This is a genomic window from Pseudomonas sp. YA1, assembly GCF_058680555.1.
In genome coordinates this window covers 1-25,848 of sequence record NZ_JBZWBG010000034.1, presented here as the reverse complement: position 1 = coordinate 25,848, position 25,848 = coordinate 1, and the positions used below count along the sequence as shown (strand labels likewise).

The window sequence follows — 25,848 nt, the reverse complement described above, 5'->3', positions numbered from 1 at the left end:
GCGCTTCAAGGCCTCGACATCCAGTTCGCCACGCAGGCGCAGGGCCGCCGGGATATGGTAGGCCGCGCTGTCGGGCTCCAGTTGCCAGAGGAACCACTGGCGTTGCTGGGCATACGACACGGGAGATGCAGCCCCCCGATCCATGCGCCGCAGGGGCGTTTGCAGAGTGCCACCTGCTGATTTCGCATAGGCGGCGAAATCGGCGAGATTGGCATGTTCGAACAGCGCTGCCAGAGGAAGCTCCAGACCCAACCGACGACGGATGCGGGAAAGCACCTGAGTCACCAGCAGGGAATGGCCACCGAGCTCGAAGAAGTTGTCGTCGCGACCGACCCGCTCCACCTTGAGCACCTCGGCCCAGATTTCCGCGAGACTCCTTTCCAGCCCTTCGTGCGGTGCGACGAAATGGGACTGATCCTGGCTGTCCTCGATTGGAGGTAACGCCTTGCGATCGATTTTCCCGTTCGGGTTCAGGGGCAGACTATCGAGAGACCTCCACAGGCTCGGCAGCATGTATTCCGGCAGTTGCCCTTTCAGGGCCGCCCGGCATTCGTCGCGCAAGGCCACCAATGGCGTATCGGATTCCGCAGGTACCAGGTAGGCAGCGAGGGATTTTCCGGTCGGCCCATCCTGAGCCAGGACAACCGCTTCGCGGACGATCGGCAACTCGAGAAGCCTCGACTCGATCTCACCCAATTCGATGCGGAAACCACGCACCTTCACCTGATGGTCGATACGACCGACATATTCCAGTTGATCACCCTTGCCTCGACAGGCCAGATCGCCGGTCCGGTAGATCCGACTGCCGGGTACCTGAGCGTAGGGGTCGGGCAGGAAAGCGAGCGCGGTACGACCGGGGTCAGCAAGATAGCCACGGCCTACGCCGGTGCCGGAGACATACAGTTCACCGATGCCGCCCAGCGGGACCGGTAGCAGATCGTCGTCCAGGACCTGGAGGTGGTTGTTGTCGGTGGCCTGGCCAATAGGCAGATAGGTGCCGCCAGTGCTTTGCGTGTCTACCCGGAAGAAAGAGACGTCGTCCGAGCATTCGGCCGGCCCATAGGCATTCATCAACCCTACCTGCGGATAACGCGTCAGCCAGCGGCGAGCCAATTCGGGGGAGAGGGCTTCGCCGGTGGAGAGCATCCAGCGCAATCCAGGCAAGGTTTCCTGGGGATCATCGAGCACCTCCTGAATCAGCGAGGGCACCAGTTCCAGCACAGTGATGCCATGCTCGCGGACGCGCCGCGAGAGTGCCAGCGGATCGTGGGCAATATCGTTCGGCAGGATGTCCACCTGCGCACCGAAGAGCGGTGCCGCGAGGAACTGCCAGACCGAGATATCGAAACTCTGCGAAGCGGTCTGGGCGATTACGTCGTTCTCGTCCAGAGCCAGCAACGGCACCTTGCTCAACTGATTGTTGAGCATGCCTGCCTGTTCCACCATCACCCCCTTGGGATGGCCAGTGGAGCCGGAGGTATAGATCACATAGGCAAGGCCATTGGTCGGCGCGACAATGCCTGGCCGTTGTTCGCACTTGCCTTGCCCCTGCTGGGCGGCCCAGTCGAGAAGCGCCGGCCGCGATTCCTCCGGCAATTCCTCGAGCAACTCGCGAGCCAGGGCCTGGTGGCCCTCGCCAACGACCAGGGCAGGCACACCTCCAAGTTTCAGCAGATTTACCAGCCGGCTCCGCGGCAAGGATGGATCGAGCGGCAGATAGGCTGCTCCCGCCTTGAAGGTGCCGATCATCATCGCCATCAGTTCCAACCCACGATCGGCCAGCAAGGCCACCGCGCGATCGCGTTCTACACCGGCCTCGAGCAGGCCCCAGGCAACTCGGTTGGCCTCTGCGTCGAGCTGGCGGTAGGACCAGGCGCGGTCGCGGCAGGTCGCGGCTACTCGCTCGCCCAGACGATCCACCTGCGCCTCGAACAGACGTACATAGCCTTCATCGAAAGGATAGGCGCGGCGCCCCGCGGGGCGGGGCAACAGCGCTGCGTACTCTTCTTCCGGCACCAGCGGCAGCTCGGTGAAAGCGTCGTGGAAGCCATCACCGATCGCCAGTAGCAGGCGCTTGAAGTCGGTCAGCAGACGGTCGACTGTCTCCTCGTCGAAGTAGCGCTCGTCGTACGACAGATGCAGTCCCAGGTCATCCCCCGGATACACCACCACGGTCAACGGATAGTTGGTGTGTGTACGCGCCGTGTCGGAGCGCGCCTGAAGCTCCTCGGCGCTGGAAAACAGCTTGCTTTCCACTGGAGCATTCTCGTAGACGAACAGGCTGTCGAACATTCGCTGGCCCTTTTCCAGGGCGCTGCACGCCTGGATCTGCACCAGCGACAGATGCTCGTGTTCACGCAACTCGAGATTCTGCTGGAACAGGCCCTGCAGCCATTCGCGAACCGTCAGCCGCGAGTCGCCACCGGGCAGGCGGACCCGCAGGGCGATACTGTTGATGAACAGCCCGACGGTATTCTGCATTTCCGGTCGACTGACCGGCCGCCCGGCGACGGTAACACCGAACAGTACGTCGTGCAGGCCGCTGTAGCGACGCAGCACGAGCGCCCAAGCCGCCTGGGCCAGGGTATTGACGGTGAGATGATGCTGTTGGGCCAGTTCGCGCAAGCGACGCCCTTGTTCCGGCGCCAGGTTGGCGTAGCGGTCGCCAATGATGGAGGTCCCGCCCTGCCGGTGTACTGGTCGGTCGAACGGTAACGGAGTCGGCTGCTCGAAGCCTTCCAGCTCCTTACGCCAAGCCTCCAGCGCGGCACGTTCGCCCTGGGTCTGCAGCCACTCGATGAAATCGCGGTAGCGCGGCGCCGGCGGCAACACCTGTTTGCGACTGTAAAGAAGGAAGAAATCCTGCAACAGCAGCGAACGACACCAGGCATCGATCAGAATGTGGTGGTTGCTCAGCACGAACCAGTGACGTCCGGGAGCCCTGCGGATCACCCGCAGGAAGAACGGCGGCGTCCTCAGGAGATCGAAGCCACGCCGGCGATCTTCGGCCAACAACTCGGCGAGAGCTTCTTCGTGCTCCTCTTCGGGACGACCGCTCCAATCGTCGAAGAACACCTTGAGCTTCGCTTCGCGATGGATGATCTGCCGCATCTGTCCGGAGTCGTCGACATGGAAGGATGCGCGCAATGCATCGTGTCGTCGGGCCACCTCGCGCCAGGCTGCCTCGAAGCGCGGCATATCGATGTCGCTGTCGATGACATAGCGATCCTGCATGAAATAGATGCCAGAGTTCGGCTCCATCAGGGTGTGCAGCAGCAAACCTTCCTGCATCGGAGTCAGTGGATAGATGTCTTCGATTTCCCCATAAGGCAGGGACAGCGCATCGAGTTGCGCCTGATCCAATCCGGCAAGAGGGAAGTCGGACGGCGTCACTCCTCCGGAAGCAGGATCGCAACAATGCTCGATCAATCCGTTCAAATCGGCTGCGAAGGCGTCGACGAGCTCCTGCACCGTCTCGTCGGAGAACATATCGGGGCTGAAGGTCCAAGTCAGGCCGAGTTGCCCCTGATAGACCTGCCCTTCGACAGAGAGCCAGTTTGCAAGCGGCGCACGTTCGTCCTGTGCACTGCCGGAACGCTCCGCGGCTGGCACCCACAGGGCCTCGTCGGCGAACTGATGGTCGAACTGGCCGAGATAATTGAAGGTTATGCGTGGTTGCGGCGACCGAGCCAGAACTTCACCGCAAGCAGGGTCTGCCAGATAGCGCAACAGGCCATAGCCGATCCCTCGGTCGGGAATCGAACGCAGCTGTTCCTTGACGCTCTTGATCGCGGCGCCAGGCTCGACAGCCGGATGCAGGTGCACCGGATAGAGACTGGTGAACCAACCAACGGTGCGGCTCAGATCCAGCTCGCCCCCCAATTCCTCGCGCCCGTGTCCCTCCAGTTGCAAAAGCAGGCTTTCGTGACCGCTCCAGTTACAAACCACACGTGCCAGGGCGGTCAGCAGCAAGTCGTTGACCTGGGTGCGATAGGCTGCCGGGGCCTCCTGGAGCAGACGTCGGGTAGCCTCGGCATCGAGGGTCAGGGCCAGCTTGCGGGCGTGGCGGTTCTCCAAAGGAGCATGAGGATTCTGGCAAGGCAGGTCGGCTGGCGCGCCATCCAGGTGTGTCTGCCAGAACGCCAGTTCGTCATGCCGCTTCCCTGCCACTTCACGCAAATGTGCGCTCCAGGCCTGGTAGGAGTGTGTGCGCAATACCGCAGGCGAGTCAGAGCTCTGGTAGAACTGCTGCAAGTCTTCCAGCAGAATCCGCCAGGACACACCGTCCACGACCAGGTGATGAATCACCAGCAAGAGCCGCTGCTCACCTTCGGGAAGCTCGACCAGAAGAGCGCGCAGCAGAGGACCGGTGCTCAGATCAAGGCTACGCTGGGCTTCCTCGCACAACGCGGAGAGTTCTTCGACCGAAGCGACCTGGCGCCGCCAGAGCGGGCTTTCAACCTCACCGGAATATTCCTGCCGCCAGCACCCTTCTTCCTCATGGAAGCGCAGGCGCAAGGCATCATGCTGGCGAATCAGAGCGAGCAAGGCCTGCTCCAGACGTTCGCCATCGACAGACTCGCGAGCCTTCAAAAGCAACGATTGGTTCCAGTGCCTGCGATTCGGGATGTCCAACCCGAAGAACCAGTGCTGGACTGGTGTCAAGGCCACCTCCCCGCCTACCGGTGCCTGAATTACCGCGCTGTCGCAAGGCACCGCCACCTGCGCCAACCCACGGATGGTCTGGTGTTGGAACAGGTCTCTCGGACTCAACCCGAAACCGGCCTGACGGGCCCGACCGACCATCTGGATAGAGACGATCGAGTCTCCACCGAGGGCGAAGAAATTATCGTCAAGCCCTACCCGCTCGATGCCCAGCAGCGCTTCCCAGATTTCCGCCAGACAGCGTTCCGCCGGACTGCGCGGCATGCTGTAAACCACCTGCCCAAGGGTCGCATCAGGCCTGGGCAGCGCCTTGCGATCCAATTTACCGTTGGGGCTCAGCGGCATGCGCTCCAGAGCGACCCACTGCATCGGCACCATGTATTCCGGCAGGCTCTCAGCCAGATGGGCAGAGAGCATCTCGCGCCATTCGTCGGGCTCGGCAGCCAGCGTCACATAGCCGACCAGTTGCTTGCCATCCACCACCAGCACAGCCGCCTCGCGAACAGCGTGGTGCTCCAGCAGGCGCGTCTCGATCTCACCCAGCTCGATGCGCAATCCACGCAGCTTGACCTGATGATCGATACGTCCGGCATATTCGATGACGCCATCCGCTCGATAACGTGCGAGGTCTCCCGTACGATACATGCGCTCGCCCGTGGCGAACGGATCGGCGAGGAAGCGTTCGGCGCTCAACGCGGGGCGAAGATGGTAGCCCCGCGCAAGGCCGGCGCCAGCCAGGTACAGCTCACCCAGCGCCCCCACTGGCACCGGCTCCAGGGCATCGTCGAGAACGTAGCAACGCAGATTGGCGATCGGACGTCCGATAGGAACCGTATCGCGCCCCTCCTCCCGACAGTCCCAATGGGTCACGTCGATAGCCGCCTCGGTCGGGCCGTAGAGGTTGTACAGGCGTACTCCAGGCAATTCGGCGAGCACCCTTTGCTGCGCATCCACCGGCAGAGCCTCGCCACTACAGACAATCCGCTTGAGGCTGGTGCAAGCGGAAACCCCAGGCGCCTGCAGGAAGGCCTGTAGCATGGACGGCACAAAGTGCAACGTACTGATGCTCTCCCGACCGATCAGATCCATCAACCGTGAAGGATCGCGATGATCGCCTGGCTGAGCCAGTACCAGGCGTGCGCCGACCATGAGGGGCCAGAAGAACTCCCATACGGATACGTCGAAACTGAACGGCGTCTTCTGCATTACCGCATCGCTACCATCCAGTTGGTAGGCATCCTGCATCCAGCAAAGCCGGTTGGTCAGCGCCGAATGTCGGTTGCCGGCGCCCTTGGGTCGTCCGGTCGAGCCAGAGGTGTAGATCACGTAGGCGAGATTCTCTCCGGTGACGGCCACCTCCGGATCGGACGCATCGAAGCCCTCCAGCCACTCGCTGTCGGCCGCCAGCATCAGCGGCTGCACCTCCGCCGACACCGGCAGGCCATCCAGCAGATGCGCCTGGGTCAGCAACAGCCGGACACCACTGTCCTCCAGCATGTAGGAAAGACGCTCCTGCGGATACTCAGGATCCAACGGCACGTAGGCGCCGCCGGCCTTGAGAATTCCCATCAGGGCGATCACCAGTTCCACAGAGCGCTCCATCGCAACGCCTATCAACGATTCCGCCCCGACACCCCGCGCTATCAGGGCATGCGCCAGACGATTGGCGCGGCGGTTCAGCTCGCCATAACTGAGGCGCTGTTCACCGAACACCAGCGCCGGCGCCTCCGGTGAACGCTGCACCTGATGCTCGAACAGTCGATGGACGCAGGTTTCCAATGGATAGTTCGCTGCCGTGGCGTTCCAGGTCTCCAGCATCTGCCGACGTTCGTCGGCCTCCAGCATCGGCAACGTATCGATGCGCGCAGCGGGAGCGACGAGCATCGCCCGCAGCAGGTTCTGCCAATGCCTCGCCATGCGCTCGATGGTCTCGGCTTCGAACAAATCGGTGGCATAGGTCAGCGCAGCATGCAAACGCCCGCCCTTCTCGTAGGTATCCAGACTCAGATCGAACTGGGTCGTGCGGCTTTTCCAGTCGAGAGGAGCGAAACGCAGGGCGGCCACATCATCCAGCGAGCCGATATCGGCTACTTGAGGCTGATGGTTGTACATCACCTGGAACAGCGGACTGTGGCTCAGGCTGCGCTCGATCTTGAAGGCCTCGACCAGACGCTCGAAAGGCAGCTCCTGATGAGCCTGGGCACCGAGCACGCTGTCTTTCAGAGAAGCCAGCAACGATGCGACCGTGGCCTGGCCTTCCACCACCGAGCGCAAAACCTGGGTATTGACGAACAGGCCGATCAATCCCTCCACTTCGGCGCGGTTACGGTTGGCGATAGGCACGCCGACCCTCAGGTCAGACTGCCCGCTATAACGCTGCAAAAGAATGTTGAACCCGCCAAGCAACAGCATGAACAACGTCAGCCCCTGGCTGCGGGCACTGGCACGCAGCGCTTGCACCAGCGCCGGATCGATTTCGAATTCGTAGCGCGTTCCACGGTAGCTGGCCTGTGCCGGACGCGGATGATCGGTGGGCAACTCCAAAAGCGGGTGCTGATCGCCAAGCCGCTCGCGCCAGTAGGCAAGCTGCCGTTCCTGCTCCCCCGCTTCCATCCAGCTGCGCTGCCACAACGCATAGTCGGAATACTGGATAGGGAGGGGTGGAAGTCCGGCTTCGCTGTTATCCATGCAAGCCTTGTAGAAACGACTGAACTCCTCGATCAGCACGTTCATCGACCAACCGTCGGACACGATATGATGCAGGGTCAGCAGCAATACATGCTGCTCCTCGCCCAGACGGATCAGGCGCACGCGCAGAAGCGGCCCCTCGCACAAGTCGAAAGGCCGCAGCGATTCGGCCTGGGCAGTTTCGCGCAAGCAGGTTTCCCGCTCGGCCTCAGGCAAGAGGGATAGGTCCTCGAAGTCAATCGGCACCGGACGTTCCAGCGCAGCCTGGCGCGGGGTGCCGTCGGCACGCTGGGGAAATACGGTGCGCAGCGTTTCATGGCGCTGGACCAGACTGGCGAAGGCTGCCTCGAAAGCCGCACGACCCAGCGGGCCGCTGAGGCGGACCGCCATCGGCAGGTTATAGGCCGCACCCTGAGGGTCGAGCTGCCAGAGGAACCACATGCGCCGCTGGGCATAGGAAAGCTCGTCGCGATCCTCGCTGACGACGCCATCGGGAATGGGAAGCAGGGAAAACTCCACCCCTTCCTCGCGCAGGCCATCGAGAAACAGGGGACGCTTGTCCTGTGGCAGCTCGATGAAACGGCGGGCGAGTTTCAAGGCGATTTCGGCATTCATCTCTAATCATCCGTACGAGGGGCGCTGATTCAACTTGAACGGATGGTCCGCAGGGAAAATTAGCGCACCACCAAGCCTCGTCCGGCTAAATATTCCCGTCCGGCAGGCGTTCCACTTCGAGAACCCAACCATAGGGAAAACACCATGAGCCTTGCCGAAACACTGGCGCGGAACCTTCGCGACCTGACCCTTCGCGCCGGCCTAGCCAAGGTCCCCAGCTATCGTCTGTTCGACTTGGTATTGAAGCGACGGAGCCCCCTCAGCCCATCGCTGGTTCGTTTCACCTTCGGCGGCCCGGAAATCGCTCGGGTGCGCACGCTGGCGCCCGATCAGCGAGTAAAGCTGCTGTTTCCCGCCGCCGACCGCAGCCTGCCGCAACTTCCAGCCACGGGCGACTGGCGCAGACAGGTGCGCAGCCTCGAGGCGCGCCGCCGCCCGCCCATGCGCACCTATACCATCCGCGCCCTGCGCCGCGAAGCCGGAGAAGTGGACATTGACTTCGTCCTGCATGGTGAGACCGGTCCCGCCTCCCGCTGGGCCGCTCACGCTCGTCCCGGCGAGCGCCTGGTAATGTCGGCGCCAGATGGAGAGTATTCCGGCGATCCTGGGGGCTACGAATGGCGTCCGCCGAAGGATATCCGCCATATCCTGCTGATTGGCGATGAAACCGCCCTGCCAGCCATCGCAGGAATACTCGAGGAACTCGCCGACCGCGACCAGCGGCCGACGGTGCAGGCCTTCATCGAGATTCCCCGGGAATCGGACCGACTGGACCTACGGTGTGCGCCGGAAACCCAACTCAACTGGCTGGCACGCGACGTGGCGAAACACGAGCACGGCCAGGAAATGCTCCGCGCAGCAAGCGAACTGGCCACTCTACCGGAAGCCGGCAAGCCACAGCGCGTCAGCGAAGTGGATATCGACAGGCAGGTACTCTGGGAGCTGGCCAAGCCAACGAACGGAGAGTTCTATGCCTGGGTTGCCGGTGAATCGGCAGCAGTGATGGCTATTCGCCGCCACTGGATCGGGGAGTTGGGTCTGGATCGCCGCACTGCAAGCTTCATGGGTTACTGGCGCCAGGGCAAGGCATCGACCTGAACGGCCACAAACGGCTCCCCCAGACGCGGAAACGATTGCGAAACATTTGCTTTCATATACAGGTTCAGGTTCTCTCCGGCTCATACGTCCTATAGAGATGAACAGAGCGCGAGCAGCGCCCTGCAACCCATGGACCGCACGCGTGGTCCCCAAAGCCTACCGTTAGCCTCATGTCGAAAAAGTCCCGCTCCAGACTCTGGTTCCTCGTCCACAGCTGGCTGGCCCTGCCCATCTGGTTCTTCGTCCTGATCGTCTGCGTCACCGGCACCCTGGCAGTGGTCAGCCAGGAGATCGTATGGCTCGCCAATCCGGAAATCCGTGCCGGCAAGCCCAGCGACGACGCCCGCCCCCTCAGCCACGACCAGTTGCTGGAAGCGATAAACCAGGCACAACCGGCGATCCGCGTGGAATCGCTGAACTTCCCCGACGAAGAGCATTTTGCCCTCAGCGCCCGGGTCAGCTACCCGGACGGCTCCCGCGCCAGCCTCTACGTCAACCCCTATACCGGAACGATCCAGGGCAAGAGCCCGAACTTCGATTTCCGCCAGTTCACCCGTGCCTTGCACGGCTGGTGGCTGGTTCCGTTCAACAATGGCTACAGTTGGGGCTGGTACCTGGTTTCGTTGCTCGGCCTGCCGATGCTGGCCTCGCTGGTCACCGGCCTGGTGGTCTACAAACGATTCTGGAAAGGGTTCTTCAAGCCACGCCTGCGCATCAGCCAGGGCGCCCGCATCTTCTGGGGCGACTTCCATCGCCTGAGCGGTATCTGGTCGATCTGGTTCATCGCCATCATTTCCATCACGGGCACCTGGTTCCTGATCCAGGCGATTCTCGCCGACAATCACATCACCCTTTCCAGCGAAGGCGTACCGCCGGTCATCGCCCGCAACGAAGTACCCACCGGCCACACGGCGCCCCGGATCAGCCTCGACGAAGCGGTGCGGATCGCCACCGAAGGCATTCCCAGCCTGGACGCCGCAAGCGTGTCCCTGCCAGGCAACGCCTACAGCCCGATCTACGTGGAAGGCCGCGGCTGGTACCCCCTCATGTACCAATCGGCGGCGATCAACCCCTATACGGGCAAGATCGAAGCCAAGCGCCTGCTCGGCGACCGCACCCCGCTGGAGTTCGTCACCGAATCCATGCGTCCCCTGCACACCGGCGATTTCGGCGGTATCTGGGTCAAGCTGATCTGGTTCGTCTTCGGCCTGCTGCTGAGCATGATGGTGCTCAGCGGCCTGCTGATCTGGAGCAAGCGCACCGCACAGGCCACCGCCGCGCTGGTCAAGCGCGGCAAGCGCCCGGCGCGCCAGCCGAAACCGGCCAAGCCGGCGCCGGTAATGGCCAACCAGACCGCGGAGGGACAGCCATGAGCAAGGCCGCCGTTGCCCAGCCCGTTTCGCCGCTGCGCCAGCTCTGGCTGCGCTGGCGTTTCCACCTGAACGTTCTGCTGATCCTGATCCCGCTCGGTTTCATGCCGCGTTATTTCGCCGACGTCGCACTGTTCCGCGGTACCAGCGGCCTCGGCGAACGCGAGGCGGGCGAGATCCAGGTCGGCCCCTGGAGCCTGCGCCTGGCGGAAATGCGTATCGAACCGCCGCACGACGAAGGCCCCGCCGGCTTCATGAAGGACTTCAATGCCGCCCTCTGCCAGGCCTGCATTCCCCAGGTCAAGGCGACCTACCTGCGCATCGGCAAGCCGCGCAGCCTGCGTGCCGCCGGGGTGATCTTCTTCGGCAGCCCCTACCGCATGGGCACCAGCGTGCCGATCCCGCCGCGCACCCGGCCCGACGCCGAGCTGTGGATCACCATGGAAGGCTGGGACGGCTCCATGCACCAGGCTTCCATTCCCCTGGCCGAGGCATCCCCCGCCACCGTGGCCTGGCTGAACAAACGAGGTAAGCAATGAGCATCCACACCCGCCCCTGGCGCCTGCCCCTGGCCGCCCTGTTGCTCGGTCTGAGCGGCGCGGCCCTGGCGCACAACCCGATCTGCGAATGCGAGGAAGTGCAGGCCGGCGAGATCCGCTGCAAGGGCGGCTTCTCCGACGGCAGCGGCGCCCCCGGCGTAACCCTCGACGTGATCGGCTACGACGAGCAGATCCTGGTTCCCGGCAAGCTCGGCGCCGACTCGACCCTGACCTTCAAGCGTCCCGACGGCGAGTTCTACGTGCTGTTCGACGCCGGCCCCGGCCACGTGGTGGAAATCGACCACGCCGACATCGCCGCGCCATGAGCGTCGAAACCGTCCGCCCGGCCGGCGCCGGCCACGAGACCCTCTACGTACTGCTCGGCAGCGTGCTGATCCTGGCCCTCGCCGCCACGGTGGTCGGGCTGCGCCAGCAGTCCCATGAAGCGCAAGCCCTGGACGCCCACCAGGTGGACGCCCGGCTCGACCTGAATGCCGCCGAACAGGGCATCTATGCCGACCTGCAGGTCGCCGCCGAAGACATCCAGGCGCGCCTGGACGACGGCGAAGCCGCGCCCTCCGTCGACGAACTGGCCGCCGAGGGCTTCCCGCCCTTCGTCGCCGACGTCGCCGCGAGCAGCCGCGGCGAGCACCGCTGGAGCCACGGCGAAACCGCCGGGCGTCCGAGCTACCTGGGCGTCAGCGGCAAGCCCGAGGTGGCCGGCTCGTTCCTCCTGCTGCTCGACCCCGCCGAAGTCTGGCTGAAGCCCGCCGCGGCCGCTGCCGGCGCCGTACCGGGCGACGCCCGCGCCCTGGCCGACGCCGGCTGGCGCCAGGTGGTCAGCCGCTTCGACGCCGGCGTGACCCGTCAGTACCGCCATTGATCGCACATCGACTCCACAGAAGGCGTTTTTCCATGCTGTTCTCCCGTCGCTCATCCCGTCCGCGCGGCCTCGCCGCCCTCCTCCCGGGCCGCGCCCTGCTGGCCGCCCTGCTGCTGGCCCTGCTCGCCCCGCTGGCCCAGGCCGAAGACGGCAAGCGCCTGCGCATCGGCATCACCCTGCACCCCTACTACAGCTACGTGAGCAACATCGTCGGCGACAAGGCCGAGGTGGTGCCGCTGATCCCCGCCGGTTTCAACCCGCATGCCTACGAGCCGCGCGCCGAGGACATCAAGCGCATCGGCACGCTCGACGTGGTGGTGCTCAACGGCGTCGGCCACGACGATTTCGCCGAGCGCATGATCGCCGCCAGCGAAAAGCCCGGCATCCCGGTGATCGAGGCCAACGCCAAGGTGCCGCTGCTGGCCGCCACCGGCATGGCCGCGCGCGGCGCCGGCAAGGTGGTCAACCCGCACACCTTCCTGTCCATCAGCGCCTCGATCACCCAGGTCAACACCATCGCCCGCGAACTGGGCAAGCTCGACCCGGCCAACGCCAAGGCCTACACCCGCAACGCCCGGGCCTACGCCAAGCGCCTGCGGGCCCTGCGCGCCGACGCCCTGGCGCAGCTGAACAAGGCCCCGGCCGCCGACTTCCGCGTCGCCACCATCCACGGCGCCTACGACTACCTGCTGCGCGAATTCGGCCTGGAAGTCACCGCCGTGGTCGAGCCGGCCCACGGCATCGAGCCGAGTCCGAGCCAGTTGAAGAAGACCATCGACCAGCTCAAGGCGCTGGACGTGAAGGTGATCTTCTCCGAGATCGACTTCCCCTCCACCTACGTCGAGACCATCCAGCGCGAGTCCGGGGTGAAGCTCTATTCGCTGTCGCACATTTCCTATGGCGATTACAGCGCCGGCAAGTACGAGGAAGAAATGGCGCGCAACCTCGACACCGTGGTCCGCGCCATCCAGGAGTCCGGCGCATGACCGTGGCCGAACGGCTTTGCGCCACGCCTTGCGGGCCGGCCATCGAGTTCGCCGGGATCGACCTGAGTCTCGGCGGCAGCCGCATCCTCGATGGCGTGCGCCTGCGCGTCGAGGCCGGTAGCGTGCACGCGCTGGTCGGACCGAACGGCGGCGGCAAGAGTTCGCTGGTCAAGACCCTGCTCGGGCAGATGCCGCATCGCGGCGAGCTGCGCCTGGAGTGGCCCGGCGCGCCCGGCTGCATCGGCTACGTGCCGCAGGCGCTGGAGTTCGACCGCGGCCTGCCGCTCACCGTCGACGATTTCATGGCCGCCATGTGCCAGCGCCGTCCGGCCTTCCTCGGCCTGTCGCGCAGCCGGCGCCCGGCGATCGACGCGGCCCTGGAACGGGTCGGCATGCTGGCCAAGCGCGGTCGGCGCATGGGCGCCCTCTCCGGCGGCGAGCGCCAGCGCGTGCTGCTGGCCCAGGGCCTGGTACCGCCGCCGCAACTGCTGGTGCTGGACGAACCGATGTCGGCCCTCGACGAGGGCGGCATCCAGGTCTTCGAGCGGCTGCTGCTGGACTGGCGCCAGGCCGGCGTCACCGTGCTCTGGATCGAGCACGACCTGGAGGCCGTCGGCCGCCTCGCCGACCGGGTCAGCGGTCTCAACCGCCACCTGCTGTTCGACGGTCCGGCGGCCAGCAGCCTGACCCCGGAACGCCTGCTCACGCTGTTCTCCACCCAGCCCCGGAAGAACGCGGAGGCCAGCCGATGAACGACGCCTACGAACAACTGCGCCAGGCCGTCCAAGCCTGGGCCGCCGCCGGCTACCTGCCGGAGACCCTGGCCTACGGCTTCGTCGTCAACGCGCTCCTCGCCGGCCTGCTGATCGGCCCGGTGCTCGGCGGCCTCGGCACCCTGGTGGTGGTCAAGCGCTTCGCCTTCTTCTCCGAGGCGGTCGGCCACGCCGCGCTCACCGGCGTGGCCATCGGCATCCTCCTCGGCGAGCCCTACACCGGGCCCTACGGCAGCCTGTTCGGCTACTGCCTGCTGTTCGGCGTCCTGCTCAACTACCTGCGCAACCGTACCGGCCTGGCACCGGACACCCTGATCGGGGTGTTCCTCTCGGTGTCCCTGGCGCTCGGCGCCAGCCTGTTGCTGGTGCTGGCGGGCAAGATCAACGTGCATATCCTCGAGAACGTGCTGTTCGGCTCGGTGCTGACCGTGAACGGCCATGACCTCGCGGTGCTGGCGGCGGTCGCCGTGCTGGTGCCGTGCCTGGCCCTGCCGCTGTACAACCGCATCATGCTGGCCAGCTTCAACCCGCAACTGGCGGCGGTGCGCGGGGTCGCGGTGAAGAGCCTGGACTACCTGTTCGTGGCCCTGGTGACCCTGGTCACCGTCGCCGCGGTGAAAGTGATCGGCGCGATCCTGGTCGGAGCCCTGCTGGTGATCCCGGCGGCAGCGGCGCGCCTGGTCAGCCAGTCGCTGAAAGGGTTCTTCTGGCTGGCGGTGCTGATCGCCACCGTCAGCACGCTGGCCGGTATCCTGTTGCCGATCATGTTCGACCTGCCGATTCCCTCCGGCGCCGCGATCATCCTGGTCGCCGGCCTGGCCTTCGGCCTCGCCGCCATCGCTCGCGGCTGCCTGCCGCACCTGAAAGGAACCCCCGGATGAACCTGAAACCCCATTGCCTCGCCCTGGCCCTGGCTTGCGCCGGACTCGCCGGCCCGCTCCCGGCCCTCGCCGCGACGCCGGCCGCGGCCCAGTCCGCGCCAGTCACGGTACTGGCCAGCCTGCCGGTCACCCACGCCCTCGCCGAACGCCTGCTGCGGGACACCGAGGTCAAGCTGCAACGGGTCGCCCCGGCCAACCTGCCGGCCAGCCGCCAGGCCTCGTTCTTCGCCGGGCGCGGCGCCGGCGGCCTGGCCAAGGCCGCCGGGCAGGCCGACGCGGTGATCGACCTGCGCTCGATCTGGAGCGACGACCCGCTCTACCCGCTGGCCCGCCGTAGCAATATCCGTATCGTCGAGATCGACGCCGCGCGTCCGGTGGACGGCGCCCTGCCCGGCATCGCCCTGCGCCCCGGCAGCGACCTGCATGCCTACCCCTGGCTCAACCCGACCAACCTGGGGCGCATGGCCGATGTCCTCGCCAGCGACCTGGAACGCCTGGCGCCCGGCGCCGCAGCGACCATCCAGGCCAACCTGGCGACGCTGAAGAAGCAATTGCTGGAAGCGACCGCCAGCAACGAGACTCGCCTGGCGAAGGCCGACAACCTCAGCGTGATCAGCCTCTCCGAACGCCTCGGCTACCTGCTCGCCGGGCTCAACCTGGACCCGCTGGACGTGGAGATCCAGGCCGACGACGGCTGGACCGAGACCAATATCCAGGCTTTCGCCGAGGAGCTGAAGAGCGAGGACATCGCCCTGGTCCTGCACCATCGCCAGCCACCCAAGCCCCTCGCCGATGCCATCGCCGCCAGCGGCGCACGCCTGGTAGTGGTGGACACCGAGGCGGCGGACCCGGTGGCCGGCCTGGAAAGCGACATGAAAGCGATAGTCGAAGGGCTGCTGGCCGGTAAAGGCTGAGCCGCGCCTCGTAACGAAAAAGGCCGGGGAGCGCTGCTCACCGGCCTTTTTTTCGTCGACATCGGACCCGCCGCAGGGCCTATGGCGCCCTCGCGGGCATCAGCAGATCGCCGCCGACTCCACCGCCAACGCCGCGGCGCCCTGCCCCGCGCGCCAGGCCTCGACCTGGCGCTCGACGACCGCCAGCACCTCGGCCTCGCGCTGATGGATGAAGAAGTGCCCGCCGTCGAACAGCTCCAGTTCGAAACCGCTGCGGGTTTCCTCGGCCCAGGCCAGCAACTGTTCCTCGCTGGCCTTGTCCTCCCTGCCGCCAAGCGTTCGGATCGGACAGGCCAGCGGCGGGCGCCGCTGGTGACGATAGCTGCCGCAGAGCAAGAAATCGGCGCGCAGGATCGGCAGGGTCAGGCTCATCAGCTCGCGGTTGCCCAGCACCTCTTCCGGCGTACCTTGCAGGTCGCGCAGGTCGGCGATCAGCTCGACGTCGCTCTTCGGCTCGGCGAAACCGCGGTCATACTCGGCGCGTCGCGACGGCGCCGCGGTGCCGCAGGCGAAGAACCCCAGCGGCGTCGGGCAACCCAGCTCGCGCAAGGCATACAGCACCTCGCAGGCGAGCAAGGCGCCGAGGCTGTGCCCGAGCATCGCGTAGGGGCCCTGGCGGACCTCGTCGTGCAGCTCGCGCGCCAGTTGCTGCGCCAGGCTCGCCAGGTCGGTCTGCAACGGTTCGGCCATCCGCGCCCCGCGCCCCGGCAACTCCACCGGACGCACCGCCAGCCAGGCCGGCAGCTTGCGCCGCCAGCGGCTGTAGGTCATGGCGCTGGCGCCGGAATACGGCAGGCAGAACAGCCGTACGGGCGTACCGCCCACTCAGCCGGCCGCCTTGTCCATGTGCTGGCGCAGGCTCAGCGGGCGCATGTCGGTCCAGACTTCCTCGATGTAGGCCAGGCAGTCCTTCTTCAGCCCGCTCTTGCCGGCCGCCCGCCAGCCCTGGGGAATCTCCTTGTATTCCGGCCAGATGGAATACTGCTCCTCATGGTTGACCACTACCTGGAACTGGATGTCGTCACGGTCGAACACTGAAGTCATTGCTTGCTCCTGATGGGATCGAACGGCCGCGCGCAGCACGGCCCTTGCGTTGGATAACGAAAAGCCCGGCGGGAAAATTAGCCGGCCAGCGCCGCGCCGAGGGCGCGGGTGAAACGCCGGGCCACCTCGTCGATCTGTTCGGCGCCGATGATCAGCGGCGGCAGGAAGCGCACCACGCTGCCGTGGCGGCCGCCCAGTTCGAGAATCAGGCCGCGCCTCAGGCACTCGCGCTGGACCCGCGAGGCCAGGGCGCCGTCGGTCGGCGGATGACCGAGGGCATCCGCCTCGCCCTGCGGGTCGACGATCTCGACCCCGAGCATCAGCCCCCGACCGCGGATATCGCCCAGTTGCGGATAGTCGCGCTGGAGGATGCGCAGGTGCTCGGCCAGGCGCTCGCCCATGGCCGCCGCGTGGGCCGCCAGGTCGTGTTCCTTCAGGTAGCGCATCACCGCCGAACCGGCGGCCATGGCCATCTGGTTGCCGCGGAAGGTGCCGGCGTGGGCGCCGGGCTGCCATTTGTCCAGCCATTCGCGGTAGACCACCACCGCCAGCGGCAGGCTGCCGCCGATGGCCTTGGACAGCACCACCACGTCGGGGACGATGCCGGCGTGCTCGAAGGCGAACATCCTGCCGGTACGGGCGAAGCCGCTCTGGATCTCGTCGACGATCAGCGCCACCCCGGCCTGCTCGGTGATCCGCCGCAAGCCGCGCAGCCAGTCGAGATCGGCCGGGACCACGCCGCCCTCGCCCTGGACCACCTCGACGATCACCGCCGCCGGCAACTGCACGCCGCCTTCCGGATCGTTCAGCAGGTTCTCCAGGTAGTGCAGGTTCGCCTTGACCCCCGCCTCGCCGCCGAGACCGAACGGGCAACGGTAATCGTAGGGATACGGCAGGAACTGCACGCCCGTGCTGAGCACCGCGCCCAACGGCTTCTTCGGTCCGAGATTGCCCATCAGCCCCAGCGCGCCCTGGCTCATGCCGTGGTAGCCGCCCTGGAACGACAGGATGGTGCTGCGCCCGGTGGCGGTGCGTACCAGTTTCAGCGCGGCTTCCACCGCGTCGGTGCCGGTCGGGCCGCAGAACTGGATCTTCGCCTCGGCGGCCAGCGCCGGCGGCAGCAGGCCGAACAGGTCCTGGACGAACTGGTCCTTCACCGGGGTGGTCAGGTCGAGGGTGTGCAGCGGCAGCTCGTCGGCCAGAACCTGGCGGATCGCCTCGATCACCACCGGATGGTTGTGCCCCAGCGCCAGGGTGCCGGCGCCGGCCAGGCAATCGATGAAGGTCCGCCCCTCGACGTCCTCCACCAGCAGCCCCCTGGCCTTCTTCAATGCCAGCGGAATCCGCCGCGGATAGCTGCGCGCGTTGGACTCCTGGCGGCTTTGCCGTTCCAGCAAGGGCGACTGGGAGAATTCGTAGAGCGTTTCGCCCTCCGCCGGGGTGGCGCGGAGCGGCTGGTCTTCGATGACGCTGGTGGCGACGTGCATGTCTTCAACCCTCAAGGCGTGGTGATGTTCCACTGGCAACGAGCGATCCTGCCGCCAGAGGCGACATTCGCGGATCGGATGCACAGGAGACGCAGGAGGGCCGCACGGATTTACTGCGTCCGGGCCAGCGCAGCCAATCGCCGGGCCGCAGCACCGTGCCCGGACCGCCAGCTCCGGCCCGGACACCGTCGAGCGGGCCGCTAGTCGGCGCCCGCGGCGCTCACCCGCCAGATCGCGTTGCCGACGTCGTCGGCGATCAGCAACGCGCCGTCGGCCGCCTGCGCCAACCCCACCGGCGCGCCGAACAACTGCTTCTCGTCCGCGGAGACGAACCCGGTCACCACCGGCTGCGGCGCACCGGCGGGCTTGCCGTCGGCGAACGGCACATGGACCACCTGGAAGCCGCTGACCGGCGAGCGGTTCCAACTGCCGTGCTCGCTGACGAAGGCGCCGTTGCGATAGCGCTCGGGCAACTCGTTGCCGGTGTAGAAGAACAGGCCCAGCGCGGCCACGTGGGAACCCAGCGCGTAGTCGGGGACGATGGCCTTCGCCACCAGGTCGGGACGCTGCGGCTTCACCCGCGAATCCAGGTGCTGGCCGAAGTAGCTGTAGGGCCAGCCGTAGAAGCCGCCCTCCCGTACCGAGGTCAGGTAGTCCGGGACCAGGTCGTTGCCGATCTCGTCGCGCTCGTTGACGATGGTCCACAGCTTGCCGGAGACCGGTTCCCACTGCAGGCCGGTCGGGTTGCGCAGGCCGGAGGCGTAGATGCGGCTGCCGCGGCTGGCGACGTCCACCTCGAGAATCGCCGCGCGACGGTATTCGATCGCCGCGCCGTTCTCGGTGATGTTGCTGTTCGAACCGACGCCCACGTAGAGCTTGCGCCCGTCGGGACTGGCGAGCAGCGCCTTGGTCCAGTGGTGGTTGATGGTGTCCGGCAGGTCGGTGAACTCCATCCCCGGGTCGGCGACCCGGGTTTCACCCGGCACGTAGCGGTAGCGCATGATGTTCCCGGTATTGGCGACATACAGGTAATCCCCCACCCGCTGCACGCCGAACGGCGAGTCCAGCCCTTCCAGGAACACGTACTTCTGCCACTGGCCTCCGGCGCCGGCTCGGCGCAGCAGGGTGATGCGGTTGCCGCCCTTGCCGGCCTTGCCGGACTTCCCCTTGACCATCCCCGCGATGAGTTGCTTCGGCGTGGTCACCGGCGCGGTGCCGGGCGAGTTGGCCTCCACCACCAGCACATCGCCGTTGGGCAAGACCAGCAACTGGCGAGGGTGTTGCAGGCCATCGGCGATCTTCTCGATCTTCAGGCCCTGGGCCACCGTCGGTTTGGCCTCTCCCGACCAGCCCACGCCTTCCGGTACCTTCATCGGCGGCAGAAGGAAGTGCTTCGGTTCCGGAAGCGCCGGATTGGCGCCGGTCTGCTGCTGCGGATCGTTCTGCGACCCCTGGTTGCAGCCGGCCAGGACCAGGCCGAGGGCAAGCGCGACGGGGCGCAGCGAGTGGAGGCTAGCCATGCGCCACCTCCTCCGCGGATACCGCCAGGAGCGCCTCTCCCAGCGCCAGCAGCAGCACCGTCGCGATCGACAGCCATAGCCCGGCCGGCATCACCGCATAGGCGTCGCGGCTGTGCACGAAGGCATTGAAGATGGCCAGGACGATGCCGGCGAACTTCAGCAAGGAGGAAACCCTGGCCGCCGCAACCACCGCCGCGCGCCGCAGCAGCCATACGCGGCACAGGTCGACGACGCAGGGCAGGATGGCGAACAGCAGGCCGAGACTGATCAGCCAGGCCGCGCTCTTGCCCCACATCACCTCCGCCGTGGCGAAATAGGTGGCGTCGAAGACCAGGGCGGCGACGAAGAAACCGAAGGGAACCGGGTTGAGGACGTTGTAGAAGGCGTCCAGGGGTCTGAAGCGTAGTGCGGTGGCCATTGCGAAACACTCCTCTCGGGAAACGCAGGCTTCCCGACGTGAAGGGACGGGCAGGAGATTCGAACCGCCGAGGCCCTGCGCAAGGCGCGGGCAGCGGGGAACGGCACGGCGAAACGGCGACTGGGGGGCTCGCGCCCCTTCTGCGACGGACCTGCACGAAGCGCTGGAGTTCATCCGCAAGGACCTGTCGGAAGCGATAGGTACGCTGGCGATCCTTCCGATGGAACTTCGTGCGCCGCGACTCACCGAAACAGGGGTAGCGCCCTTCCCGGCCCTCCCGCCGGGTTGCCGCGCCGCCCCAGGCGCACCCCGCCGGCGACCGATCCGCGCCCGGCGTTTGCCGAAGAGGAGACAGCCGATGCCTGATCGAACCGCCCTGCCCCGCGCCTTGCTCGCGGCCTGGGTCCTGCTCCTCCAGGGCGGCGGTGGCGAGTACCCGCTGCAGGACGGCTTCGGCTGATCCAACGGCGTCACCCTGCAACTGCTCCGACTCTACGGCCCGGGCGCCGGCCGCTGAGCCTCAGCCCGGCGCCAGGTACTGGCGCTGCGCGGTGTCGGCGAAGCCAGCGGCGAGAAAGTCGATCAGCGCGCGGACCGAAGGCAACAGCCCGCGCCGCGAGGGGAACACCGCCACCACCATGCCCTCCACCGGCGTCCACTCCGGCAGCACCCGCACCAGCCGGCGCTCGGCCAGGTCGCGACTGACCACGCAGAGCGGCAGGCCGCCGATCCCGACGCCCTCCAGCACCGCCTGGCGCAAGGTGCCGAGGTCGTCGCTGAGCAGTTGCGGGCGCAGGTTGAGGGCGGCGCTGCTGCCATCCGCGCCGACCAGCCGCAGGCTGCCGTCCAGGCGCGAACGCTCCCAGCCGACGTAGGGCATCGCCGACAGGTCGGCCGGCAGCTCCGGCGGGCGGTAGCGGGCCAGCAGCTCCGGGCTGGCTACCAGCACCTGCGGGCTGCGCGCCAGCACCTTCATCACCAGGTCGCTGTCCTCCAGCGGCGGGAAACGCAGCGACAGCGAGACGTCGTAACCTTCGGCGATCACGTCGACCCGGCGATTGAAGGTCTTCACGTACAGCTCGACGTTCGGGTACTGCGCCATGAAGCGCGCCAGCATCGGCGCCAGTTCGAAGTGCAGCAACGGCGTCGAGCAGGTCAGGCGGACCATTCCGCACGGCTCCGAGCGGTTCTGTTCGATGACGTCCTCGGCGGCCTCCGCTTCCACCGTCATCGCCACGCAATGACGGTAATAGGCCTGGCCGATCTCGGTCACCTGGAATTGCCGCGTCGAGCGCTGCACCAGGCGCACGCCCAGGCGTGCCTCGAGCTGCGCGACCTTGCGGCTGATGGTCGACTTGGGAATTCCCAGCACCCGCCCGGCGGGGGCGAAACCACCGTGCTCGACCACCTTGGCATAGATGAAAAGCGCGTTCAGATCGAACACCAGCTCACCACTCATCGTTCCACCTGCGAGACTCTGAGACTTGATTTGCGGACTACCGGTTCCCACTCCCGGGAACTAGCGTATCGCTCCATCGACTCAATCGAGGAGCACCGACGTGAAAAAGGTCCTGGGAATCTACGGCAACGCCAACCGCCACTGGGTGGGCGACGGATTCCCCGTTCGTTCGCTCTTTTCCTACAACACACTGGGCCAGCATATCAGCCCGTTCCTCTTGCTGGACTACGCCGGGCCTGCTGATTTCCCCCCCGCACAGCAGCGCCGCGGCGTAGGCCAGCATCCTCATCGCGGCTTCGAGACGGTGACCATCGTCTACCAGGGCGAGGTCGAGCACCACGACTCCACCGGCGCCGGCGGACGCATCGGGCCGGGGGATGTGCAGTGGATGACGGCGGCCTCCGGGATCCTCCACGAGGAGTACCACTCGGAACGCTTCCGTAGCACAGGTGGAACGCTGGAAATGGTCCAGCTATGGGTCAACCTGCCCTCCAGCGACAAGATGAACCCGCCGCGCTACCAGACCCTGCTGGATGCCGACATTCCCCGCGTCGGCCTGCCCGACAGGGCCGGCGAACTGCGGGTGATCGCCGGACGCTACGGGCGCCACCAGGGGCCGGCGCTGACCCACTCGCCACTGGCGGTCTGGGACGTGCAACTGAAGGCCGGCAAGCACCTCGCCCTCGACCTGCCCAAGGGACATACCTGCGCCGTGGTGGTCCTGCGCGGCACCCTCGCGGTCGGCGACGAGATCGTTCGCGAAGCCCAGGTCGCCCTGCTCGACCGCGACGACCCGCGGCTGGAACTGGAAGCCAACAACGACGTGCAGTTGCTGGTCCTCAGCGGCGAGCCGCTGGACGAGCCGATCATCGGCTATGGCCCCTTCGTGATGAGCAGCCGCGAGGAAATCGACCAGGCCATCGAGGACTTCGAGAACGGGCGCTTCATCCGCGCCCACTGAAGTCCGCCCCCCTACGACATGGCCCGCGCAGGAAGCGCGGGCCCGGCCGGGCTTTGCCCGAAATTCACGGACGACCACCCTGCAAGAGGAAATGGAAATGAGCGCTCCCGCCAACTTCAACGGCCAGACCCCGAAGATCGATCCGGCCAACGCCGCCATGTTGCTGATCGACCACCAGAGCGGCCTGTTCCAGACGGTCAAGGACATGCCGATGACCGAACTGCGCGCCAACGCCACCACCCTGGCCAAGGTCGCCACCCTGGCGAAGATCCCGGTGATCACCACCGCCTCGGTACCGCAGGGCCCCAACGGCCCTCTGATCCCGGAGATCCACGAGGCCGCGCCGCACGCCCAGTACGTCGCGCGCAAGGGTGAGATCAATGCCTGGGACAACCCGGAATTCGTCGCCGCGGTGAAGGCCACCGGCAAGAAGCAACTGATCATCGCCGGCACCATCACCAGCGTGTGCATGGCCTTCCCCAGCATCGCCGCGGTACACGACGGCTACCAGGTGTTCGCGGTGATCGACGCCTCCGGCACCTACTCCAAGATGGCCCAGGAAATCACCCTGGCACGGGTGGTCCAGGCCGGCGTGGTGCCGATGGACACCGCCGCGGTCTGCTCGGAAATCCAGCGCACCTGGAACCGCGACGACGCCGTGCAGTTCGCCGAGGCCTACAGCGCGGTCTTCCCGCACTACCAACTGCTGATCGAGAGCTACGCCAAGGCCCAGGCCGTGGTCAACAACCACGAGCAACTGGATTCGCAGCGCAAGTGATCCATGGGAAGGAAGGGGCTGCACGCCCCTTCTTTTGCCGAGCAGGAGCCTGGTGGACAGCAACGACTACGGACCGGACCCATGCCTGATTCCTCCATGAAGCGCGGGGCTACGCTCTGCCTTGCCCTTGCCATAGGTCCGGGCTCGACCCTCGCCGACGACTCCCTGGGCCATCGCGACAACATCAGCACCGACCTGAACCAGCGGCAGAAAGCCGAAATGAAGGTGCCGCCGGGCTTCGTCGAAGGCTCGACGCTGAACGGTTTCATCCGCAACTACTATTTCGCCCGCGACAACCACGACACCCCGTCCCGCCGCGACCAGCGCGAATGGGCCCAGGGCCTGATGCTGTCGTTCCGCTCCGGCTATACCGACACGCCGATAGGGGTCGGCCTGGATGCGCACGCTTTCTACGGCCTGCGCCTGGACGGCGGTGGCGGCAGCGGCGGCGCCGGCGTGTTGCCGCTGGACTCCGCCGGTCGCCCCGCCGACAGCTTCTCCGCCGCCGGCGCGGCCCTCAAGCTGCGCGGCCTGGACAGCCTGCTGAAGATCGGCGACCAGTTGCTGGAGAACCCGGTGATCGCCAGCGGCGTCAGTCGCATGGTGCCGCAGAGCTACCGTGGCGTGACCCTGAAGAACTACCATTTCCGCGCGTTCGAACTGGACGCCGGCTTCGTCGAAGCCACCCGCCTGCGCAACCAGAGCGGCCACAGTCATCTCACCAGCGGCTACGGCAACGGCACCAAGGGCGGTATCGCCGCCGATCGCGAAAGCCCGCACATCGCCTGGCTGGGCGCCAGCTACAGCGCCCCCGGCGGCAGCCAGGCGACGCTCTACAGCGGCCGCCTGGCGGATATCTGGAACCAGCACTACCTCGGCCTCAGCCAGCCGTGGCGGCTTTCCAGCCAATTGACCCTGACGCCCTGGCTGCATTACTACAAGACCCGCGACCAGGGCCGCAGCCAGCTCGGCCGGATCGACAACGACCTCTACAACACCGGGCTGACCCTGGCCGGCGGCGGCCAGTCGCTGAGCCTCAGCCTGCAAAAGGTCGATGGCGACACCCCGTTCGACTTCATCGCGCAGAACGACCGGACCTTCCTCTACGAAAGCAACGCCATGCAGTACGCCGACTTCAACGGCCCCGGCGAGCGCTCGTGGAAGATCCAGTACCAGGCCAGCCTGGCCTTCCTCGCCGCCCCGGACTGGCAGTTCGGCGCCGCCTACGGCCGTGGCCAGGCCGACCTGACCCGGGTCGACCCGGACAGCGCGGGCTACGGCTACCTCTACAACCCCAATGGCAAGAACGCCCAGCACTGGGAGCGCGACCTGTCGCTGCGCTACGCCTTCCCCGCCGGCCCGGCCAAGGGCCTCAGCGTGACCCTGCGCTGGGCCACCCACCGCCCCGGCGAAGGCTACACCGCCCCCGGCAACACCCGCGGCAACTCCAGCTCCGACGAATACCGGGTGGTGGTCGACTACCCGATCAGGTTGCTCTGAACCCACGGAACCAGAAAAAAGAGAAACTCCCTCATGCGTGCAGCCCTGCTACCCACCTTCGGCGCCCTCTCCGCCGCACTCTGCCTGGAGGCCCGCGCCGACGCCGTCGCGCTGCCGCCGCTGGCGCTCGGCAACGCCAGCTTCATGGACGGCGTCAGCCGTCCCGGCATGCTCTTCGAACTGCCCCTGCAATACGTTCGGGCGAACAACGCCAGCGACGCCGGCGGGCATTCGGTTCCCGGTCGGCAACGGGTTCGTGGCACCACGCTGTTGCCGCACTTCGCCTACCTCAGCCAGAACACCCTGCTCGGCGCCCACTACGGCGCCGAAGTGCTGCTGCCGCTGGTACGCCTGGACCTCGATATCGACGGCGGCCCGGACGGCCGGCGCACCCGCCAGGGCGACCTGATCGTCAGTCCGCTGATGCTGCAATGGGGCCCCGCTACACTGTTCGGCCGCCCCTACTGGCAGCGCCTGAACTTCGTCTTCTCCCTGCCCACCGGCGACTACGACAAGGACGCCGCGATCAACACCGGCAGCAACACCTGGATCTTCAACCCGCACTACGCCTTCACCTGGGAACTGGGCGAGCGCCTGGAACTCAGCGGCCGCCTGCACTACGCCTGGATCAGCCGCAACGACGACCCCTCGCCGCGCCTGGGCGCAAACGACGTACAGCCGGGCCAGGCGCTGCACGCGAACTTCTCGATCTCCTACGCGCTGGACCCGCACTGGCGGATCGGCCTGGCCGGCTACCAGTTGAAACAGATCAGCGCCGACCGTATCGACGACCACCGGCAGGCCGACTCGCGCGAGCAGGTCTTCGGCATAGGCCCGGGGGTGATGTACAGCCAGGGCAGGCAAACGCTGTTCGCCAACCTCTACGCCGAAAGCGGCGCGCGCAACCGCAGCGAAGGCAACCAACTGACCCTGCGCTACCTGCTGGCGTTCTGAATCGGCGGATAACGCCCTGGAAACGCCGACACCTCCCCGGGTCCGTAGGGCGAATAACCGCTCGCGGTTATCCGCCGCTTATCCGCGACATCGGCGGATAACGCCCATGGCGTTATTCGCCCTACACACCCCGAAAACACCGGAAAGCGTCCAGGTCCGTAGGGCAATGAAATGGACTCCTCCCTCCTACGGCGTCAAGCGCCAGACTAATGGTGCAGCCACAAGTCCCGGAGGGGGAGTCAGCATGAACCTTAGTCGCATTGGTCTGGATCTGGC

General features: G+C 66.3%; 19 protein-coding genes and 3 pseudogenes. 14 read left to right on the top strand and 8 right to left on the bottom strand.

Translation table 11 applies throughout. The features are described from left to right. Positions 1-123 (bottom strand): annotated as a pseudogene (locus AC4OR5_RS30575) (condensation domain-containing protein); the annotation flags it as partial. Between the two features lie 123 nt (positions 124-246). Then, a pseudogene (locus AC4OR5_RS30570) lies at positions 247-7,968 on the bottom strand (amino acid adenylation domain-containing protein); the annotation flags it as partial. A gap of 144 nt (positions 7,969-8,112) precedes the next feature. On the opposite strand from AC4OR5_RS30570, the gene AC4OR5_RS30565 reads away from it, so the two are divergent. The 9 genes from AC4OR5_RS30565 (at position 8,113) to AC4OR5_RS30525 (ending at position 15,412) form a co-directional block, all read left to right on the top strand. Next, positions 8,113-9,066 carry a siderophore-interacting protein gene (locus AC4OR5_RS30565; RefSeq protein ID WP_019726230.1) on the top strand — a complete coding sequence of 318 codons (954 nt, stop codon included), beginning with the start codon at positions 8,113-8,115 and terminating at the stop codon, positions 9,064-9,066. Positions 9,067-9,236: 170 nt separating this feature from the next. Further along, positions 9,237-10,439: a PepSY-associated TM helix domain-containing protein gene (locus AC4OR5_RS30560; protein WP_019726231.1), complete on the top strand. Its 1,203-nt coding sequence runs from the start codon at positions 9,237-9,239 to the stop codon at positions 10,437-10,439. Next, a complete protein-coding gene (locus AC4OR5_RS30555) occupies positions 10,436-10,975 on the top strand; it encodes a PA2404 family protein (RefSeq protein WP_003130001.1) in 540 nt (179 codons plus the stop codon). The genes AC4OR5_RS30560 and AC4OR5_RS30555 overlap by 4 nt, the downstream gene beginning before the upstream one ends. After that, positions 10,972-11,301 (top strand): hypothetical protein, encoded by a 330-nt coding sequence (locus AC4OR5_RS30550; protein WP_003089624.1) that lies wholly within the window; start codon positions 10,972-10,974, stop codon positions 11,299-11,301. The genes AC4OR5_RS30555 and AC4OR5_RS30550 overlap by 4 nt, the downstream gene beginning before the upstream one ends. Further along, positions 11,298-11,858, top strand: a complete 561-nt coding sequence (locus AC4OR5_RS30545) for a DUF6162 family protein (protein WP_034029362.1) — start codon at positions 11,298-11,300, stop codon at positions 11,856-11,858. Before AC4OR5_RS30550 ends, AC4OR5_RS30545 begins: the two co-directional genes overlap by 4 nt. A 32-nt stretch (positions 11,859-11,890) precedes the next feature. Further along, positions 11,891-12,844 carry a metal ABC transporter substrate-binding protein gene (locus AC4OR5_RS30540; protein ID WP_058160819.1) on the top strand — a complete coding sequence of 318 codons (954 nt, stop codon included), beginning with the start codon at positions 11,891-11,893 and terminating at the stop codon, positions 12,842-12,844. Then, on the top strand, positions 12,841-13,596 hold the full coding sequence (locus AC4OR5_RS30535; protein WP_003106905.1) for a metal ABC transporter ATP-binding protein: 756 nt from the start codon (positions 12,841-12,843) through the stop codon (positions 13,594-13,596). Before AC4OR5_RS30540 ends, AC4OR5_RS30535 begins: the two co-directional genes overlap by 4 nt. Next, a complete protein-coding gene (locus AC4OR5_RS30530; RefSeq protein ID WP_003106903.1) occupies positions 13,593-14,498 on the top strand; it encodes a metal ABC transporter permease in 906 nt (301 codons plus the stop codon). The genes AC4OR5_RS30535 and AC4OR5_RS30530 overlap by 4 nt, the downstream gene beginning before the upstream one ends. Further along, the gene (locus tag AC4OR5_RS30525; RefSeq protein ID WP_003120118.1) at positions 14,495-15,412 is read left to right on the top strand and encodes a metal ABC transporter solute-binding protein, Zn/Mn family; all 918 of its coding nucleotides are present in this window, start codon (positions 14,495-14,497) and stop codon (positions 15,410-15,412) included. The genes AC4OR5_RS30530 and AC4OR5_RS30525 overlap by 4 nt, the downstream gene beginning before the upstream one ends. A gap of 99 nt (positions 15,413-15,511) precedes the next feature. On the opposite strand, the gene AC4OR5_RS30520 is transcribed toward AC4OR5_RS30525, so the two are convergent. From AC4OR5_RS30520 to AC4OR5_RS30500, 5 genes are all read right to left on the bottom strand, one after another. Then, positions 15,512-16,276 (bottom strand): thioesterase II family protein, encoded by a 765-nt coding sequence (locus AC4OR5_RS30520; RefSeq protein WP_031686745.1) that lies wholly within the window; start codon positions 16,274-16,276, stop codon positions 15,512-15,514. Beyond that, positions 16,277-16,495: an MbtH family protein gene (locus AC4OR5_RS30515; RefSeq protein ID WP_003089636.1), complete on the bottom strand. Its 219-nt coding sequence runs from the start codon at positions 16,493-16,495 to the stop codon at positions 16,277-16,279. Between the two features lie 77 nt (positions 16,496-16,572). After that, the gene (locus AC4OR5_RS30510; RefSeq protein WP_009316181.1) at positions 16,573-17,982 is read right to left on the bottom strand and encodes an aspartate aminotransferase family protein; all 1,410 of its coding nucleotides are present in this window, start codon (positions 17,980-17,982) and stop codon (positions 16,573-16,575) included. Positions 17,983-18,182: 200 nt separating this feature from the next. Further along, the gene (locus AC4OR5_RS30505) at positions 18,183-19,502 is read right to left on the bottom strand and encodes a PQQ-dependent sugar dehydrogenase (protein WP_023091741.1); all 1,320 of its coding nucleotides are present in this window, start codon (positions 19,500-19,502) and stop codon (positions 18,183-18,185) included. Next, complete coding sequence (locus AC4OR5_RS30500; RefSeq protein ID WP_003111287.1) at positions 19,495-19,920, bottom strand: DUF2231 domain-containing protein; 426 nt, start codon at positions 19,918-19,920, stop codon at positions 19,495-19,497. Before AC4OR5_RS30500 ends, AC4OR5_RS30505 begins: the two co-directional genes overlap by 8 nt. Before the next feature lie 418 nt (positions 19,921-20,338). Here AC4OR5_RS30500 and AC4OR5_RS30495 point away from each other — a divergent pair. Beyond that, positions 20,339-20,437, top strand: a pseudogene (locus AC4OR5_RS30495) (trehalase family glycosidase); the annotation flags it as partial. A 3-nt stretch (positions 20,438-20,440) separates the two neighbouring features. Here AC4OR5_RS30495 and AC4OR5_RS30490 read toward each other — a convergent pair. Beyond that, the gene (locus AC4OR5_RS30490; RefSeq protein ID WP_023108129.1) at positions 20,441-21,379 is read right to left on the bottom strand and encodes a LysR substrate-binding domain-containing protein; all 939 of its coding nucleotides are present in this window, start codon (positions 21,377-21,379) and stop codon (positions 20,441-20,443) included. A 100-nt stretch (positions 21,380-21,479) separates the two neighbouring features. Between AC4OR5_RS30490 and AC4OR5_RS30485 the strand changes: the two genes are divergently transcribed. From AC4OR5_RS30485 to AC4OR5_RS30470, 4 genes are all read left to right on the top strand, one after another. Further along, positions 21,480-22,340 (top strand): pirin family protein, encoded by an 861-nt coding sequence (locus AC4OR5_RS30485; RefSeq protein ID WP_003089646.1) that lies wholly within the window; start codon positions 21,480-21,482, stop codon positions 22,338-22,340. Positions 22,341-22,437: 97 nt separating this feature from the next. Further along, the gene (locus AC4OR5_RS30480) at positions 22,438-23,118 is read left to right on the top strand and encodes a hydrolase (protein ID WP_003111283.1); all 681 of its coding nucleotides are present in this window, start codon (positions 22,438-22,440) and stop codon (positions 23,116-23,118) included. A gap of 81 nt (positions 23,119-23,199) precedes the next feature. Beyond that, positions 23,200-24,618 (top strand): OprD family porin, encoded by a 1,419-nt coding sequence (locus AC4OR5_RS30475; RefSeq protein WP_058160818.1) that lies wholly within the window; start codon positions 23,200-23,202, stop codon positions 24,616-24,618. Positions 24,619-24,651: 33 nt separating this feature from the next. After that, on the top strand, positions 24,652-25,572 hold the full coding sequence (locus AC4OR5_RS30470) for a SphA family protein (RefSeq protein WP_003089649.1): 921 nt from the start codon (positions 24,652-24,654) through the stop codon (positions 25,570-25,572). Positions 25,573-25,848: the final 276 nt, after the last annotated feature.